The sequence below is a fragment of the Microvirga aerilata genome, assembly GCF_016743775.1.
GTDB lineage: Bacteria > Pseudomonadota > Alphaproteobacteria > Rhizobiales > Beijerinckiaceae > Microvirga > Microvirga aerilata.
Genome location: NZ_JAEQMY010000012.1, coordinates 43,104 through 58,994, shown reverse-complemented (window position 1 = coordinate 58,994; position 15,891 = coordinate 43,104). Strand labels below are relative to the sequence as shown.

The following is a 15,891-nucleotide window of genomic DNA, read 5'->3' as shown; positions in this document are numbered from 1 at the left end:
CGTGGGACTACAACTCATGGGCACAGCCCGTGCGGCCCTGTTCGCCTTTGAGTACCGCCTCATTAGCTGCTCCACCGCTGCAAAGCCTGCTCGTGCAGAGCCACTGCGTGCAGGCGGCGCTCCGCCGCAAAATCTATCACGAGCGCGGACAGGCGCCGGGCCTCGGCGAGCAGTGTCTCTGACAGCTCGCACGGCTGCGACAGGAGGGCTCCTTCCAGAGCCGCTCCGACCGTGCCGCTCAGGCACAGCGTTGCCATGTTCTCCCGGACGCGCGGCCAGCCCACACTGCTTTGAAAGTCATTGGCGGAGCGCATCAGGAGCCGCTGGCACGTCCGCGGCGTGATGGGATACCAGACTGCGTAGACGTGTTCAGGCTGGAGCGGACCGCCATTGAGACCCTCGCCAGCGCCGTCGAGCGGGACCCGCAGTTGATCAGCCTCAGCCTCATGCTCGGGCTCGGGCTCGAAGTCCAGGACTGCGCTGCGAACCACCCCATTCCAGAGCACATCAACCGCTTCGGTGCCGTCGAGATAAAGCCACGGGCGCAACAGCCGAATCGGGTTCCCTTCCGCCGCGACATCCACCCGAGTCCTCACCTCGAACAGCGGCCCTGCCTCGGTCAGGAGATCGACGGGGCCAATGGCCAACCGCAGCTCGCGAACGATCCGGACATTGACCTTGATAGCCTCGGCAGACCCCTCCGGGGACAGAAGCCGAAGCGTTCCCCGGCGAAAATGGGCCAGTTCGTCTTCATGGATGAGAACCGAGGGCACCGGCGGAAACTCGTCATAGCTCTCGAAATTGTTCGCGAGCGGACCGTGCTGAAACAGAACAATGGACGCGGGCAAAAGCTTGTCTGCCGCGAGGTCGTAGCGGCCCCGTGTGGCAGCCGCCCGCACGACATGGTCGTTCAGCCGTGCCCCTCGGATAACCCAGGCGACCATTTCGGAGATCTGCCTGGACAGCAGACCCCAGCATTCCTCCGCCTCCGGCTCGTGCAGGACCCGCAGACAGAGTTCTTCGTTTACCGCGTCTACCGACGTGCCGCGAAACAGATGGAGCAGCATGTCATCAACATCCATCCGGAGAAGACGGGCCGCCGCCATGCCGACGCGGGCATAGTTGCCCGGACCTTTCTGCAGGCGGCCCAGCCGAGACGCGGACGCGCCCTGGCTCGACGGCGGCACAGTGATCTTATCGAGGTCCTTGAGGCGCGCTCCCGGCCAGCCCGCCTGCAGCACACGGGTTTTTGGGATACCTTGGGCTGCGGCGCGCTCCAGGACTTCGCCGAGCCGGGCCGCCACGGTCGCAGCATCCTGCCCGCGCTTGAACTTCTTTGTTCGCGAGACGGCCTGCTGGATCGTCGTGCGCTCGGCATCTCGGACCGGAGCTAGTGCTTGGCCAGCATTGGTTTCGACCGGAGTTGGTGGTAATTGCGTCATGGTGGGATTCTTGGTCTGGCGAAATCTCGAGAACTCTATCACGGTAGCCATTGCGAGAGCCTTTAAGCGATATGCATTGAATGGGTTGCCATCTGGCGGCGGTATCGTCGTCCACGAGAGCCATGCTGGGGCCTAAGAACAGTCGCCACCCCTCGCTGACCGATGACGGCGACGAGACGGGTGGCCCTCGCGGCTTCATCCGGCGTTGCATGTCCTGAGGCAATCAGGGTGTTGGCATGACGGCGGCTGAGACGGATGTGCTCGCAGCCATTCCCCGCATGGATCGCCACGTCAGCATGGTCGAGAACAAGGTCAAGAACCCGCCGTGGAACCCCGCGTTGCCGGACGCGAAGATAGGCATGGCGCGTGAGGTCAATTGGCATCGGTGCTAGAGTTGTCATCGGGGATCGGCCTCCATTGCGGGCTGATCAAAGCGGACTCTGCAGACCAACGCTATTTCCCCCGAGGGAAAAGCGGCGGCATTTTTCAGGGAACCTAGAATGAGGAAAATAGGGAAGGTGCCTGTCGCCTGCGCGGCGGAAGGGTCAGCACGCGATTGAAGTCGTCTGTAGGGATAAGGGTTCGCCTGTGAGTTCTTCGAGCCGGGCGACCTAAGGGTGCTGCGCAGCCCGGGGTCAATGAGCAGGGGAGAGGCGTCACCCGAGGTCCGGCACATGACCGAAGGACAGCCCGAGCAATCGGATCTCGGACGCTGCGAGGGCAATACGTCATCGTGTTGGGCCTGCGCAAGGCGCTGCACGGGCGGTCAGCGTCCTATGTCCAGCGCAGCTTGCCAGTGGGATAGCCTGCTGAAGAACGCAGCTTGGCGGTCATCGGCACCATGGGTGTCGCGCCCGGCACTTCTTGGCAGGTTGGTCCGACTGCTTTGTCTTCACCTCTGGGGGAGTTTGTACAGCCGAAGTTTGGAGCAGCCGCCTGTGCTTGCGCGGCAGAGGCGTTCCGGCAATTGCAGCCTTTAACGCCATGACGAGGTGCCAGTTGCCCTTCTCTTTTGCCTTCGCGAGCCTTTGCTCCAGGAGATGTCTTTCTTCTGCGGCCCGGATCCGTTCTTGAGCGCTCTGACGGGCACTTCTTCGGGCATCGTGGTCATCGCGAAGGCTCTCATTCTGATCAGAGCGAGAGCTCTGGAATGAGCCAAGCCGCAGAAAATTACGCGCAGCAGATTTGAACATATTCAGTCCGTGATGTTGGGCGTGTGATCTGAATCCTGCCTCAGCGAAGTTAGCTTGGCAATACTTGTGGCATCGCTGGAACTTCGTACGGTGATGTCCGCTGCTGCGATTAAGTTGCGCTGTCCTGTGCGCTCGCCGATCATCCGAAGCGGGAACCCTCGTTGCAAGTATGGAACGATCTCGTCTTCCCGGATCGCGATTTGGTTGGCCGCAAGATGCTTCGTGCGTCCGAGGGAGGGGTCAGCAACCCGGTATAGGCCATCCTCATAGCGATAGGGAATGTAGCGTTCTCCATCGGGCCTGATCCGTTCGATTATGAAAAATTTCATCGAACTATTAGCCCGCTTCGGTGAGCTATCCTCTCTGGTCCGGCGAGGAGCCTGGTGAAGCGGGACCACAGGCTCGGACGCGCTCTCGGACATCGAGATGTCTGGGGGCGCACCGGCGAGGCGGACGGCCTCGCACGCCAGACGCTGCTTGTGACCTTGCGGAGTTGATGGACCACCCGCCATCCACGCTAGATGATGGCCGTTCAGCCCGGACGGATGGCTGATGTGGACCCAGATTACGTCGCCTGTCCGGTAGCTGACATCGTTGACGGGTGCGAACCTCGGTCCGTACAGAGACCGAACAAGACCGCGGCACCCCTCGATATATGCGTTGCCCGTGCCCAGCATCAGGACGAGCCGAACGGAGCGGGGGAGGTCCAGAAGAAAGGTCTCGGCACAGCGGCGTACGAGAAGGGCGACATCTTCCGTGAAAGCTTTCGGCATGATCGGACCTGTGCATTCAAGCCGCCCGGTTCCCTCGTTCTGGCGAGCAAGGCTGCATCTCACCAGAGAGCCGAATGCAAAGTCCGTCTCGGATGCTACCATCCTGTCATCGACTTCTTCCGCAGAGCCGAGAACGCCAAGAAGCCTGAGGCTCTCCGTGAGACGAGTCCGCATGTTCTTGAACGGAACATCCTCGAAGCGGCTGGTCCGGTAGGCTCCAGCCTGGGTGAAGCCCTTGCTGAACCCGAGGATCAGGACGCGGGGCGTCGCCGATCCCCATGCGCCGGGATCGTTCACGACCTGCCACTTCCCGATCCTCTGGGTATCATCCGGACTATTGAAGCAGCGGCGGCATGAGATGGGGCCATGAGCAGGTAGGCTCATTGGGTGCGCACCTTATCTTGTTGCTCAATCTGCAGGGTGACGTAGTCTCTGAAGACGCCATCGGTGGGCATTCGCATGGTATCGCGCCATAGATGAGAAGCCAGCAATTGTGTGAAATCTGAGAGTGCCTCGTTGAGGCCGCTGCGCGGGAAGCGAATGTCTAGCCCAAGGTCGTCGGGTTCGCCGTACACGATCATGACCCTCGACAGGAGCGAGCCGATCAGCGCGGGTCGATGGCGCTCGATCAGCGCTGAAACGGCAGTGCACAGGAGACGCTGGTCCTGTCGAAGTTCATCGTCGTGAACGTACGTGTTCACGAAGAACAGCCGTCCCTTCACGGGAACCGTTGCGGCACAATCGTACTCCTGAGCCCCCGTTTTGGTGATGATGGACGTCTGCGCGCCTCGGAGGCTAGAGGGCAAGCGCTCGGTGACAGCCAGACCGAGAAAGGCTCCGCCTGGGCAAGGAAGGAGGAAAGGTCTCGCAACAAATGGCTCAGGAGACCTTTCGATGAGTTCCACCAGAAGCAGGCTCGGCCAGAGCGAACGGGTCACGCTGGCATAGTCACGGTCAGAGCGCTCCAAAAAGCGGCTGATGGCATGTTCGCGCACGTAAAGGGGATATTCGTAGCGCCGTCCTTCAATCCGAGTTCGTGTGACCCGGTCGTAGAACAGCGAGAAGGCCCGGATTTTTTCGTCGTGATCTGTCCACGGCCACGGATTCCAGGAGAGTGCGCCGCCGGCCACGGCTTCATCAAAGTCTGGAGAGAGCGACTTGATGCAGGGATTGATGAAGTGCTCGATGAAGACCGTATGATGAGGATGGCTTTTAAACTCCCGGTTCCGCGCGACCAGTGCCTTGGCTTCCTGCTTCTTCAGTCTCCCCCGGCCTGTGATCTTCTCAATGTATGGCTTGAACACGGATGCTTGCGTATCCGTCACATCGTCCAGCGCGCGGAAATCCTGCCTGAAACCTTGGCGCGTAAAGCCCTTCGCCAGCTTGGCGTCCATCACGTCTGCCCCAAACTCTCTTGGTTCGGAGAGCTACCACTCTGGCGCTCCCTCTCATCAGCACTTTCCTAAGCAAGAGGGAAAGCATTATCAACGCTTAGGACAATAATCAGAAAAGCGTGCCGTGTTGATGAACACCACGGCACAACTCGCTGCTGTAACGGAATGGGCAAGTTCTGGCTTCAGGTGCTGGAGAATTGGCGAGGTTTCAAAGCCTATCCAGCATACGAATGCTGTGCGGAGTTTGCGCCGGAGCGCAACTGTCCCGGCAGTCTTGTATAACCGTGGCCGTTAGCTGCGCTGTAGTGGAATTGGAACGGCCAAGCTTTCTCAGAAAAAGCTTGCATTAGGTATATAATCCTAGTATACTGATTGAGCTTGGATGGAAGCTCGACCGTGATGCACCATGTAGCTCGGCAATATTAAGCATGGCTGTTCGCGTATAGCCGCCACCGCAAGCGAACTGATGACCAGGGCCCCACGGGGCCCTCCATCGTATTTGGAGGCCTTATTATGAAGCGCAAACTTTCAGAAAAGCCGACCGTCGCGCCCGGACCGAGCGTTGTACTTGTCGGTCCGACCCAAGCTGGCTGTGCCGCTGCCGCGTGGTTTGACAGCACGGAAGCCTCGCACGCCGGCGCCGCAGCAACCGATTGCGGATTTCAGGTTCTGCAGCTTGCCGATGATGAGCACAAACGGCTCGCTGCCAAGCTACCGCACGGGCGCCTGCGGAAAGACGGGATGCCGCATGTGCCGCGTGTGTCGGCCTCAGCCAGCGATGCGCTTGCTCAACTCAGACGGCTCACGAGCAAGCCAGCCGAAGCTCCCGCAACAGCGGGGCAGTCGGATCCGGAGAAAGCGAACGCCGCCGATGCTGGCGTTGGGTCCACGCTGAAGCCGCGCCTTGCAAATCGCTTGCCAGCAACGCTCGGCACAGTCGCACCTGCCCGCCCGCTGCCGCAGGACTTTGACGAGGTTGGTCCGGGATCGCTGGTGCTCGCACGGGACGACGAGTCCGAGGGTTGGTACGAGGCCATCGTGGTATTGGCACAAGGCGAGCACTTCTGGCTGCGGTGGCGGGACTACCCCCGCGAGCGGCAGATTCAGCGCAACCGCAGTCAACTCGCGCTGCTCTATCCCAAAGCCGCATGATCGAACGCACGAACGCTTGGGCCAAGTCATTTGGCCCAAGCGGCCATCGCGGTGGCCATCCGCGATGACGCTCCCATGCGGCACAGCCCATTATTCAATGGCCGACGCACCGGATTCTATGCAGCCGTAACACTTCCGATCCCAAGCGCACCACCCAGCCACCTCTTTGTGCATCTTAAAAGCCTAAGAAGTAACCTTTCGAGGAATATCTGCTTGCTCACTTCGCCTTCACAGTCAGTATTGCTCACCTAGAATCTCACCACTGCCATGCGTGGTTTAAAGACGGAGTTCTAAAGAATGTCATTTACCCTCCGATGGGCACGGCACTGGAGTGCTCTGTTCATCCTCGCCACATTGACCTGTGTCGCGTCCTCAACGCTGCAGGCCAGCGAAGTTACCGGGCAACGCCGGTGGCGGTTAGTAGAGGGTGAAACACCCGCGGGCGAAGCTTGGATTTCATCGACCAATCTCCCTGAGGTGGAACTCGGATTGGTGGGGTGCGAGCGGCGGCAAGGGGGCTTGGAAGGCGAGTTCATAATCCTTGTCAAGGAAGGCCACAAGGATCCTCGCATACCTCGCGCACTAGCAGCGCCGAAAAGGACTGGCCTGGTACTTTCGGTTGACTTCAATCATGGTGCTCAAAAGAAACTGCGAGCGGAGATAAGCGACTATTTTGCGGCCTATGGATTCAACGCAATCTTCCACCGCTCGGACGTTACGTCATCATCTCTAAAGCTAGCATTGGGAGACACGATGATCATGTTTGGCTGGCCGGAAATGAAATCCGTTATACAGAAGATATGTCGCTAGCCTTCTAGCGTCAGTGAACTCACTGGAACCTGTTGTTCAGAGGGGATGTGGCTAGCACGCCCAAATCTCCCGGTATTCATTTACTTGTTGCGGCGCAAAGCTGGATTAGCTTCTACGTCGCGAAATGTTTACACACTAAACCTCGGCTTTGGCTGTCTCAAGTTCACGCAACACATTGCCTCCTCCCTGCCGACACTGATGGTGTGCCGAGGTACCGGATCAAGGTCCCAACACTAGGAACCGAGCGGGTGGTCAATCAAACGGAGACAGCTAAGGTTTAGCAAGCCCAATCATCGCCAACCTCACATTACCACAGTCGATAGCTAGAGCCATGGTGGGGCGGAGAGCCGGATTTGTTTGTGGCATATCCTGAGAAGGCACCAACGGTAGACACCTGCGTTTATGCTCGCTTGGATAATCCTGTTTCAGGTGGTCTATTATAGCGGGCGATGGTGTGGAAGCGCATTTTTCCTTTGAGGCTTCACGTTGCAATCTTCAAGGTTCAGTTGGGAGAAATCGTCAGGCCTAAATCATCAAAGTTGTCCCAGCCCGGTACAAACTTGGCGAACCGAGCCGTCCGCTCCTCAAACATTACTTTATCCTGGCACCTCCGTATCGCCTTTTCTCGTGCCTCGTAGTTTGCATAGTTTGCCATTACTTGAGGTCTGAGGCCCTTCTCGACGGTCATCATTATTGATCTAGCTTCGGGCGGCGCTTTTGTCCTGCTCCTCACTTCCTATTGCAAGTCATCCGAAACAGGCTGCTCCCCTGAACTATCCAGTTTGGGTTAGCCACTGAAACCCAAGGGCCACCGTTAACACCGGGACGATAGGAACCAGAGTCAAGAAGTATCGTACTTGTACGGCAGTTTACGGTGATTCTCGTGGAGGATGACGATCTGTTTTCCTCGATGCACTTCTGGGCTTTTTGATCAGGCAGGGTGAGGTCCTGGTAACGCTCACAGAACTCTGCGGCGTTCGCATCCACACCCGTGCTGTAACTTCAACTGTGTTCCTATCCGTGCGACGGACTGAGGTGACCGTATAACCTGGTCCATTACCGAGTGCAAAGACGTCCCCAGCCTCGACTGCATAAGCAACATTTACTGAAGCCCCCACAAGGGTGAGAACAAGGGCAAGGCTGCGCGGGAGGATAATATGGTCCCCAAGGTTCATCGGATCTCTAACTCCGAGAAAGGCTTGGCTTTCAGATGTGCCTCGCCAGAAGGCATTCGTCTAGCCAGCCCATAGTCTGCTGCTGGGATAGACCACGACAGGCTGCCGAAGGGTGAAGCTCGCGCCTCGATTGGCCACTATCTGACCTTCTATGATAGTCGGAGGCGTCATTCGAGCCTTGACCGGGGAACGCCCGATCAGGCCTACTTCAAACCGCTGCCGCAACTCGCGGCGGCTTAACCCCGGCAGAGGCTCCACTTAGCGAACCGAAAGCGCTGTTCAGACAAACCGAACCACCTCACCCCCTTGAGCCCTGGGCGTGTCTTGGGGCTTTCTTTTGACTGAGCTTCCATGGAATCTGATCCACCTATTCTCCACAACGGCTTTGAAGGGAATCCAGAGGTGTATCTGGGGAGCGTAGTGGTGGGGGCGTTGATCTGACACGTTACCAGAGATCGTCATCTAGTTTTGTAGATCACGTATAACGCAGATCAGGTCAGACCTAAGACCCGCGATGCCTCCGACCTCTGGCAGATCACAACATCCTCATAGGAGTTAGGATCAATCTAACATTCAAGATTTATTGCTGCAGGTTGGTCAATGTCTCTTCAAAGCATCAATGAAGGCTACTATCCCCTTGCAGCTCAGGATGAGCCGCCAGTTCCCACGTTCCTGCTGTGGGAAAACTCACTCGCACGAACTGGATTTGAGCACATTTTGTCTGATACGTGCTTCCGGGTACAGGACAGTGCCATCAACGACGGCTTAACCCTCTCACGCTTCCCTGATGCCAGGGCCATCCTGTTCATTGTGGGGCCGACTCACAGCCCAGGCGAAATGGCTGACTTGATCCGGGGGCTGAAGGTGCATTACGCGGCTGCGCGGATTGTCGTTCTAGCCAGTAGCTTTGACCTAGACCTCATCATGCTGGCACATGAAGCCGGAGCAGCCGGTTTGCTTCAGACAACGACAGTCCCGGATGTTCTGATCAAGTCCCTTGAACTGGTGGCGCTGGGAGAAAGTGTTTTCCCCGGTGCAGCAATCCTGTCCCTTATCGAGAATGCGCGAAACGACCCTGCGCCATCAAATGTGCATGGAGCAACAGGGGTAACGATGGATGCGCCGCTCTTAGAGGGTAGAGGTCTATCGAACCGGGAGCAGGAGATACTGCGTCTGCTGACTGAAGGAGCTGCGAACAAGATGATAGCTCGAAAGCTCGATGTGAGTGAGGCAACAGTCAAAGTTCACGTCAAGGCCATCCTGAGAAAGATCGGCGCTCAGAACCGCACCCAAGCAGCCATGTGGGCCGTTAGGCATCCCTGATCGGCATCTGAGGGGAGGGGCGGCATGGCTCAGTATCAGCTCTTCCTTCGGAATAAGCACGATCGGTACAAGTACCCTATGAGCGTGAATGTATCCGACATTGAGGCTGCTCATTGCTTCGCCTTAAGGATGGCAAATGTCCTTCTGGAGAATACCCTCCTCTGGCGTGGCTGGTCCGCGAAAGAGCGCACTAACTTCGTAGTCGATGTCACGGACGAGCCTGGTCAGGCCGTGCTGACGGTTCCCTCTCGGTTCGTCGCTACAAGGCAGTTATTGGGGTCTCCATAGTATCCGCGTGTTATTTACCGGAGGGAGATGCCTCTTAGTTGAAGCTCCAGACGAATATCCTTCAGTCGTCTTTGAAGCTCATGTTCTCGCCGCTCGAATTCATCTCGTACAGCACTGAGTTTGCCCGTTAAGCGGTTATGTTCTAATAGCAGTGCTGCATTGTTTAACCTTCGTACGGCGGCACTAGATCTGCCTGCGCCGTGGGTCACTGCACGAATCCTTGCCAGAGTCGTCGGACCGAACCCTGGAAGTTTCAACAGCTTGGCATCGGGCACATCTGCTATCTCAAGCATCGACGGACAACGTCCGCCAAATTCGTCCAAGATGCTGTCTCGCACACGCTGGCCAAAACTCTCAATGGAAAATCGACTACCTAGTTGCACCACGCCCTCACGTGCATGTTCATGACATTGGTAACGTAACCTTGGCCATTAGCTTTGGTAGGATGGTAGTCCTGATGCTCTGATATCTTATCCAAAAGGAATTGCTCAGGCACTTCAGACCGGAGCAGCCTTACTTCCTAGGTAGGTCAGAACCCGCGAAAGGTGGCTTCCGTCTAGAGCCATCCCGGTAATCATTTAAAATGTGCTGGACCAAAGCAGTAGGGGCAGCGTTGTCTTTGTGCCAAGGAACTTCTTGTCAGCCTCATATGACGCCTAGGACGGTTCGACTGGTCCCTTCAGACAACCGTAGGACGCACACTCCTGGGGTTCTTTTTGTTCGTGTCGCATCGTAGCGTTAAGAACAAGGCATAGGATACAGTTGCGCTTGCTGCGCTAAAGTCTAACGGACCTAATGCTGGGAGACAGAGTTAATCTTGCGCTTGGCAGACTAGATCCTCACCGTTTTACCGAGCAGCGATGACTCAAGTGAGCGAGAGCCCCAGGAACCCCACCCCTGGGGCTTTCCTTTTTTCTCAGTGCTGGGCTGTCCGGTGCCGTTGGACTGATGCACAGTTATCACCAGAAACACAGGCGCACGGCTGCTAACCTTAGATCATCAACATACCGGGATGGTTCACAGAGAGGGCTTGAGAAAGTAAAAAGGGCCGCGCTGGACCAATTATTCGGTCTTCAGTCGCAGCCCTGGCCCAGGATGCCCCCACGGGTGTAGTAGGAATATCTGATTTGGCTGAGTGCCATCAATCAAAAAAACTACTCTAAATGATTAATCCAATGGACTATATGATCTTGGCCGTGTGAGAATTAGCTTGCATGTTGCTTCTATCACTCGCTAGGTCTGTAGGACCGATCACGAGATTTGCCCCTACGGGTCGGACCTTAGAGCGCCCTCCTGAGACGACGGGCGCTTTCTTTTTGCGCTGAACGGGGCAAACTTCTTCTTCATTCCTTTGCAGCACCTGGTCTGAGGAATGGCAGCGCGAGTGCGGGGCCAAGGCCGTTCGCGTCGTTAAGGCCGAGAGCCCTCAGACCTCTCGCTGGAGTCTGAGCATTCCTTGTGTCAAGAGGCCCGAGCCAATCCCTGCTTGGGTGCAGTGTATTCGTAGTTCCAGGCGGCTTAGATGAACGAGCAGCTAAGCTGTCAGTGGGATGCTAAGGACATGGTCTATGCGCAGGTCATTATGGTGACGGCGCAGCTGACTAAGAGATGATAGCGCAGGGGACCTTTGAAACAGCACCACACAGGTGCCGCAACCTCTAGGCAGCCTTCTTTTGAATGTGCCGCTCCAGCTTGCCGATCCCCCGCAGGTAGGGAGCTCGTCGTTCCTGGTGGCGCTTTGCAAGTGTAGCAATCGCGCGCTGTTTAAGCGGTTCGTCGAAGGTGCTCTTCAGGATTATCTCCCGGTCCTTCTGAAACTCAATGTCTACCTTGGCCAAGGCTTTCAGCCGCGGCTGCAAGAGGAGCGGAATTTCAGGCAAGTAGGTGCCTGAAGGCTGTTGAGACCTATCCAAGGTCACGCGCTTGAACATGGCAGAAGCCGTTGGACTTCTCCGAGTTTTGCTGCCCTTACAGCGTCGCTAATACGCGAGGGCAGGTTGTCCGGTTCTGGTGAGGGTCTGCACGAAGTCAGAACAAAGTTCCGTTGGGAAGGGCCTAATGCAGGACTGGAGGGCGTTCCGTTCCAAACAGAGATGCCCGCTTCCAGAGGAAAAAATGATCCTGCTCTGCAAGACCTAAGTGCGGATCCTTTTCAAGACGTGCAATCTGCGCCTCGACCGCTGCGAGTTGATGCTCAAGCAGGTTGACGCGCCGACGCTTGCTCGGCAGCAGCTTCTGTTTCTTGCTTTTCATCGACGCACCCCCATCCACAGCGATGCCATCGCCCTCCCTCAGGCTGATGCTTGGCAGTATCGCCGGCGATAATAGCGCCCCAAAACTTTGCTTATTTTTCCCGGGAATATGCCGATTCGGAATTGACCTGTCTGTCGGGCAGGCAACAGAACGGCAACGATTTCTTAACTTCCGTTTACGTGGCGCGGCGGGTCGAATGGGCAATAGGTCAAGGCGCGGCTGACAATGCGGCTTGAGACCCTGAGCGCGCGGAAACTGCATCAGGCAGACCTGCTTTGTCTCTAGCACAGGGAGAGGCAGTTCAGATGTGAAGCAGCTTCTGGACCATCTCACCCTCCCTCTTGTAGCTCAAGAAGGACGGGTGCAATCGGGCTGCCTCGGATCACATCTGACCTCGCCTCACTGGTTGTGGTGGCAGGCATGACAGGCCCCTGAAGAAGGGGCAGTGCGAGGATACCAGCAACAAGAGCTATCGCTGCAACGACGTGGCCGGTCAGCCCGTCGGCAGCCCTTTTGGAATGGAGGGAGAGGGTAGTGTCCCTTAGTTTGGAAGGTGCAACGGTCAACCCAGTGTGGCGCTGAAGGTCATTGTCGTTCGCCGAGCCCTCACACTGACGAGGGCTCATGGCGACCATCGGCAGCAATGCTTTCAAGAACATTCTTGCCGAGCAGTAGGAAAGGACGGTTTTCATCGTTCGGCCTCCCTGATAGTGGGTCAAGACTATCCGCCTATTCTGCAGGGAGGATGTGTGCTCGGGCACACCAAAGCGAGGCTAAAGCACGTCTACGGTCTATAGTGAGACTTGAATCCTTTAGCCGCTCTCTAGCAAACCCTTCTATCTCGTTTCAAAGGACAACAATCTGCCTCAGGGTGTCGGTGCGGGAGGCACAGTCAATCTCCAAGCATTATACTTCGAGGGAACAAGAATCCGCTCACGAGTTGCCTTGGATTAGCCCCGTTCTGCACGCCGCAATAGCAGATTGCGTGCTTGAGTTTGCAGGATGGCACATGCCCTTGGATAAGCCTTTTCCTCTCAACGCTGTTCCCTCTCGGGTGGCATACGTGCTTGTGCGTGAGTTCAAGCGGCGCTGCCCGAGCATCCGGGAGGTTGACGAGATCCCAGACAAGGATTGGCTGACGGCCCCAGGCATGGGGCCGGCCTCTCTGCAGATAATTCGTAGCATCACCAATGCTGCGCGTCAGCAGGAAGTCAGTCACGCCACTTCAGACCGCTTATCGGATGCCGAGTTGCTGAGGCGTCTTGAAAGGCTCCAAGAGGATCTGCGCTGGCTGAAGGCTCGACTATCCAAAGGCCCAAGGCGCAGACCGCAGCGTCACGAGCACAATCGCGCAACACGAAATGAGACTGACCTCCCGGATCGCGAGACTCGTGAGGCCGAAGCTTCAGAGCATCGTAGCGACCAAGGCCACATTGCTTAAGAGTTCTCGGCCCTCCCAGGATCATGCCGCCGCTCTTGGCTCGCTCATCCGCTTTCCTGGCGTGGACTCCTCCAAGGCGAGCAGAAGAACTCCGATGTCCTCGTTCAGCAGATTGATGGCATTGCGGGCATATTCCCGAAAGCGATCTTTACGATCCAAGGGCTCGCTATCCCACGCAAGTTCTTGGTGCTCGGCTTGGTGAATGGCCCGAGCCACCAGCTCGATTTTGTGCTGCATCTTGACCTCTGGTGTTCCGAGCAGGAGCTGTCCTGGCTCAAGGGAGCCTCCGGCGTCTGCCGCCTTAGATGGCAGTCAGCAGAAGGGCTGCTCCGATAAACGAACTGACAGACGCAACAAAGAGAAACAACGCACACTGCGTAAACAGGCCAGGGTTGGTAAGGTGCTTAGGATTTGAAGTAACGCCTTGGATGGCTGCCGATTGTCGGGTGACGCTCATAAGATGACCCTGTATCTGAATTGCCGATGAATGATCAGCAAACGGGTGCAGCCGCAGGCTTATTCCTTCACGAATTTTATATGAATGTTTCGAGAGTGCCTGCCGTGTTCTATCCCCGGTGGATCTTGTTCATTGCCCGCACGGGTCTGATAAACAGTGACCTCGTGGGAGCCCCTGGCAGGGATCAACTGACTGGCTGAGACTGCTTGGTAATTTCCGCATACGGGATGGCGAGGACTGGTCGGAGCTCCTCGTCTACAATCTCGATGACGATCTGGCTGCTATAATCCGGCGAGAGGCCCGCACAGCCTTCCAGCAGGTTCTCGCCAAGCCTCAGTGCCTCAGTTTTGGCAGTTGCAACGTCGGGCAGCTCGACGCCATCGACATCTTCTTTCCTCCCAAAATGGCTCCGAACGTCAATATAGTAGCGGGGCATGAATGGTCCTGAGGGAAGGGCAGTTGGATTGGAGGAGGTATCCGGCTGTCACATGCATCAATGTAGAACCAACCCACATCATCAACATTCGTTCGCGCGCTCACCTGCTCATGTGGGTGGCTGTTCTTTCGAGTGACCTTCAAGCACCAGCCTCACCCACCTTCTCAACGACGCCGCCTTTCACAAGGATTGCCTGACCCTTTTGAGGTACAGACGGCCATCGTAACGCTAAAGGGTTGATCTAGGGGCTAGAGCTACGACACCGTGCAACCGAGCAGGAGGCGTGTGTCATGGCTCAAGCACGTGTCGGCGTCCGAGTTGCTGATGATCGAAGGAGCGTAACCATCGAGATTGGTCCTGTTAATGGGCCATCAGCCCCTGTGGGGTTGGACCTCGAACAACTCACCAAGGTCATCACTCTGCTGGGGCAAGCACGACGGCGGATGCTTGAAGGTTCGCGGGTAGAACCTCTGGCTGGAAAGACGGTTGAAACCATTGCCAATCCTATGTGGTGTGTCCAGGTTGCCCAGATCGATGGTTCGCTGCTGGCGTTTGATCATCCTAACTATGGGCCTGTCGCCTTCGCACTCCCTAGAGATGATGTAGCCAGGATTGTTCAGATCCTGAGTGCCCACCTTGCACTTCCTGCGGGCTCACAGGGCAAGCCAAGCTGAATTGACCAGTGCTTGAACGGTGGGTGCGAAGATCCTTTTATGGTCCAGGAGGAGGCATATGGCTGAAGGTGTGAGCCGAGGGTCCGAGGACGGCTATTTCAAGCTCTATACGCACCAGAAGGCACGACTGATCCAGCTTGAGGAGGAAAACAGGCACCTTCGCTCCGCGCTGGGTGACATGCGGAGCATTCTAGTCGCTCGGCAGAGTCAAACCGGGGACTGGCACAAGGCGCTCATCACGATCATCGATGCTGCCCTCGTCAAGCCCCTCTAGGCCTGATGCCAAGGATGCCTGATCAGTGGTTGCCTCAGACCTGAAATTTCTGATGCTACCTCTGAGTCGGTATAGCATCGTCAGGTTTTCTGGGAGAGAAAGCTTACAGCCTAGATAGTTCTCCTAGGTGGCAGGGCTGGGGCACTGGTGGCTACTCTTAAGACAAACATTGAATACCTCAATGACGAGGAAACTCCAGACGCGGCGAACGAGAACCGTCCAGAGTTCCGCCAGCAGCAGTCCCAAGGCGCTGCCGCTATTGTCCGCCAACGCCAGAGCAGGTCCAACCCAGCATTGTCAGAGCCGGAGGCGCAGGTTCTCCAGTCACTCCTTGCAGGAAAACAGAGCAGCCAGATCGCTGACGACATCGGTGGCGGTACGCTTGCCGTGAGGGAACACATCAAATCGATGCTGAGGAAGATCAGAGGCCACTAGAGCCAGCCTGAGGTATTAGGTGCCGTACTCAGTAAGACCGCTAAACGACGTGCGCTACCCTGCCGGGAGTGAGTTGGTGTCAGTCTGATAGGGTAGTTCGTATTCAAGCTCGGCCAATGAGACCCTGAGAACCTTACGAAGCCTCTCATCAATGACTTCGATGATAATCTCAGATCGGGCATCCGGCGGCATCTCCGACCAGCGTTCTAACAGCTTGTGCCCCACCTTGAGAGCCTCGGCGCGTGCTGCGGTCAGGTCAGCGAGGTCAAGACCGTCACAGTCCTCATCCACCCCAAACCGGCTCCACACGTCGATGTAATAGCGAGGCATAGTTCGTCCTCGTTACCTATAGGCTCAGACCATCGCTCCAG

General features: G+C 56.9%; 17 protein-coding genes and 1 pseudogene. 9 read left to right on the top strand and 9 right to left on the bottom strand.

Annotated features, from left to right (window positions below; genetic code table 11):
* Window positions 1-62: 62 nt before the first annotated feature.
* A complete protein-coding gene (locus JKG68_RS10710) occupies window positions 63-1,493 on the bottom strand; it encodes a hypothetical protein (protein WP_202059118.1) in 1,431 nt (476 codons plus the stop codon).
* A 185-nt stretch (window positions 1,494-1,678) separates the two neighbouring features.
* On the opposite strand from JKG68_RS10710, the gene JKG68_RS10705 reads away from it, so the two are divergent.
* Complete coding sequence (locus tag JKG68_RS10705; RefSeq protein ID WP_202059117.1) at window positions 1,679-1,834, top strand: hypothetical protein; 156 nt, start codon at window positions 1,679-1,681, stop codon at window positions 1,832-1,834.
* A gap of 803 nt (window positions 1,835-2,637) precedes the next feature.
* Here JKG68_RS10705 and JKG68_RS10700 read toward each other — a convergent pair.
* Both JKG68_RS10700 and JKG68_RS10695 read right to left on the bottom strand, forming a co-directional pair.
* Window positions 2,638-3,705 (bottom strand): hypothetical protein, encoded by a 1,068-nt coding sequence (locus tag JKG68_RS10700; RefSeq protein ID WP_202059115.1) that lies wholly within the window; start codon window positions 3,703-3,705, stop codon window positions 2,638-2,640.
* Window positions 3,706-3,788: 83 nt separating this feature from the next.
* A complete protein-coding gene (locus JKG68_RS10695; protein ID WP_202059113.1) occupies window positions 3,789-4,802 on the bottom strand; it encodes a hypothetical protein in 1,014 nt (337 codons plus the stop codon).
* A gap of 513 nt (window positions 4,803-5,315) precedes the next feature.
* On the opposite strand from JKG68_RS10695, the gene JKG68_RS10690 reads away from it, so the two are divergent.
* From JKG68_RS10690 to JKG68_RS34695, 5 genes and pseudogenes are all read left to right on the top strand, one after another.
* Window positions 5,316-5,954 carry a hypothetical protein gene (locus tag JKG68_RS10690; protein ID WP_202059111.1) on the top strand — a complete coding sequence of 213 codons (639 nt, stop codon included), beginning with the start codon at window positions 5,316-5,318 and terminating at the stop codon, window positions 5,952-5,954.
* 297 nt (window positions 5,955-6,251) lie between these two features.
* Window positions 6,252-6,764, top strand: a complete 513-nt coding sequence (locus JKG68_RS10685; RefSeq protein ID WP_202059109.1) for a hypothetical protein — start codon at window positions 6,252-6,254, stop codon at window positions 6,762-6,764.
* Window positions 6,765-8,053: 1,289 nt separating this feature from the next.
* Window positions 8,054-8,179: pseudogene (locus tag JKG68_RS10680) on the top strand (IS3 family transposase); the annotation flags it as partial.
* Between the two features lie 360 nt (window positions 8,180-8,539).
* Window positions 8,540-9,262: a LuxR C-terminal-related transcriptional regulator gene (locus tag JKG68_RS10675; protein ID WP_246515302.1), complete on the top strand. Its 723-nt coding sequence runs from the start codon at window positions 8,540-8,542 to the stop codon at window positions 9,260-9,262.
* Window positions 9,263-9,286: 24 nt separating this feature from the next.
* The gene (locus JKG68_RS34695) at window positions 9,287-9,550 is read left to right on the top strand and encodes a DUF6894 family protein (RefSeq protein WP_376773133.1); all 264 of its coding nucleotides are present in this window, start codon (window positions 9,287-9,289) and stop codon (window positions 9,548-9,550) included.
* A 1,658-nt stretch (window positions 9,551-11,208) separates the two neighbouring features.
* Here the strand turns inward: JKG68_RS34695 and JKG68_RS10670 are convergent.
* From JKG68_RS10670 to JKG68_RS10650, 5 genes are all read right to left on the bottom strand, one after another.
* Window positions 11,209-11,481 (bottom strand): hypothetical protein, encoded by a 273-nt coding sequence (locus JKG68_RS10670; protein ID WP_202059107.1) that lies wholly within the window; start codon window positions 11,479-11,481, stop codon window positions 11,209-11,211.
* A 124-nt stretch (window positions 11,482-11,605) separates the two neighbouring features.
* Window positions 11,606-11,803: a hypothetical protein gene (locus JKG68_RS10665; protein ID WP_210346288.1), complete on the bottom strand. Its 198-nt coding sequence runs from the start codon at window positions 11,801-11,803 to the stop codon at window positions 11,606-11,608.
* A 329-nt stretch (window positions 11,804-12,132) separates the two neighbouring features.
* Window positions 12,133-12,495: a hypothetical protein gene (locus tag JKG68_RS10660; protein ID WP_202059105.1), complete on the bottom strand. Its 363-nt coding sequence runs from the start codon at window positions 12,493-12,495 to the stop codon at window positions 12,133-12,135.
* 770 nt (window positions 12,496-13,265) lie between these two features.
* A complete protein-coding gene (locus tag JKG68_RS10655; protein WP_202059103.1) occupies window positions 13,266-13,481 on the bottom strand; it encodes a hypothetical protein in 216 nt (71 codons plus the stop codon).
* A gap of 404 nt (window positions 13,482-13,885) precedes the next feature.
* Entirely contained in the window at window positions 13,886-14,137 is a 252-nt protein-coding gene (locus tag JKG68_RS10650) for a DUF6894 family protein (RefSeq protein ID WP_202059101.1), read from the bottom strand.
* Between the two features lie 290 nt (window positions 14,138-14,427).
* Between JKG68_RS10650 and JKG68_RS10645 the strand changes: the two genes are divergently transcribed.
* The 3 genes from JKG68_RS10645 to JKG68_RS34520 all read left to right on the top strand — a co-directional run bounded on the left by JKG68_RS10645 (window position 14,428) and on the right by JKG68_RS34520 (window position 15,520).
* Window positions 14,428-14,811, top strand: a complete 384-nt coding sequence (locus JKG68_RS10645; protein ID WP_202059099.1) for a hypothetical protein — start codon at window positions 14,428-14,430, stop codon at window positions 14,809-14,811.
* A gap of 58 nt (window positions 14,812-14,869) precedes the next feature.
* A complete protein-coding gene (locus tag JKG68_RS10640; protein WP_202059097.1) occupies window positions 14,870-15,085 on the top strand; it encodes a hypothetical protein in 216 nt (71 codons plus the stop codon).
* 147 nt (window positions 15,086-15,232) lie between these two features.
* Window positions 15,233-15,520: a LuxR C-terminal-related transcriptional regulator gene (locus JKG68_RS34520; RefSeq protein ID WP_202059095.1), complete on the top strand. Its 288-nt coding sequence runs from the start codon at window positions 15,233-15,235 to the stop codon at window positions 15,518-15,520.
* A 54-nt stretch (window positions 15,521-15,574) separates the two neighbouring features.
* On the opposite strand, the gene JKG68_RS10630 is transcribed toward JKG68_RS34520, so the two are convergent.
* A complete protein-coding gene (locus tag JKG68_RS10630) occupies window positions 15,575-15,850 on the bottom strand; it encodes a DUF6894 family protein (protein WP_202059093.1) in 276 nt (91 codons plus the stop codon).
* Window positions 15,851-15,891 lie beyond the last annotated feature (41 nt).

Bases quoted from the DNA above. Each gene is read 5' to 3' on its own strand.
- JKG68_RS10660 (WP_202059105.1), bottom strand. From the start codon at position 12,495: ATGAAAACCGTCCTTTCCTACTGCTCGGCAAGAATGTTCTTGAAAGCA.
- JKG68_RS10710 (WP_202059118.1), bottom strand. From the start codon at position 1,493: ATGGCTACCGTGATAGAGTTCTCGAGATTTCGCCAGACCAAGAATCCC.
- JKG68_RS34695 (WP_376773133.1), top strand. From the start codon at position 9,287: ATGGCTCAGTATCAGCTCTTCCTTCGGAATAAGCACGATCGGTACAAG.
- JKG68_RS10650 (WP_202059101.1), bottom strand. From the start codon at position 14,137: ATGCCCCGCTACTATATTGACGTTCGGAGCCATTTTGGGAGGAAAGAA.
- JKG68_RS10655 (WP_202059103.1), bottom strand. From the start codon at position 13,481: ATGCAGCACAAAATCGAGCTGGTGGCTCGGGCCATTCACCAAGCCGAG.
- JKG68_RS10665 (WP_210346288.1), bottom strand. From the start codon at position 11,803: ATGAAAAGCAAGAAACAGAAGCTGCTGCCGAGCAAGCGTCGGCGCGTC.
- JKG68_RS10690 (WP_202059111.1), top strand. From the start codon at position 5,316: ATGAAGCGCAAACTTTCAGAAAAGCCGACCGTCGCGCCCGGACCGAGC.
- JKG68_RS10685 (WP_202059109.1), top strand. From the start codon at position 6,252: ATGTCATTTACCCTCCGATGGGCACGGCACTGGAGTGCTCTGTTCATC.
- JKG68_RS10645 (WP_202059099.1), top strand. From the start codon at position 14,428: ATGGCTCAAGCACGTGTCGGCGTCCGAGTTGCTGATGATCGAAGGAGC.
- JKG68_RS10695 (WP_202059113.1), bottom strand. From the start codon at position 4,802: ATGGACGCCAAGCTGGCGAAGGGCTTTACGCGCCAAGGTTTCAGGCAG.
- JKG68_RS10675 (WP_246515302.1), top strand. From the start codon at position 8,540: ATGTCTCTTCAAAGCATCAATGAAGGCTACTATCCCCTTGCAGCTCAG.
- JKG68_RS10705 (WP_202059117.1), top strand. From the start codon at position 1,679: ATGACGGCGGCTGAGACGGATGTGCTCGCAGCCATTCCCCGCATGGAT.
- JKG68_RS10670 (WP_202059107.1), bottom strand. From the start codon at position 11,481: ATGTTCAAGCGCGTGACCTTGGATAGGTCTCAACAGCCTTCAGGCACC.
- JKG68_RS10630 (WP_202059093.1), bottom strand. From the start codon at position 15,850: ATGCCTCGCTATTACATCGACGTGTGGAGCCGGTTTGGGGTGGATGAG.
- JKG68_RS10640 (WP_202059097.1), top strand. From the start codon at position 14,870: ATGGCTGAAGGTGTGAGCCGAGGGTCCGAGGACGGCTATTTCAAGCTC.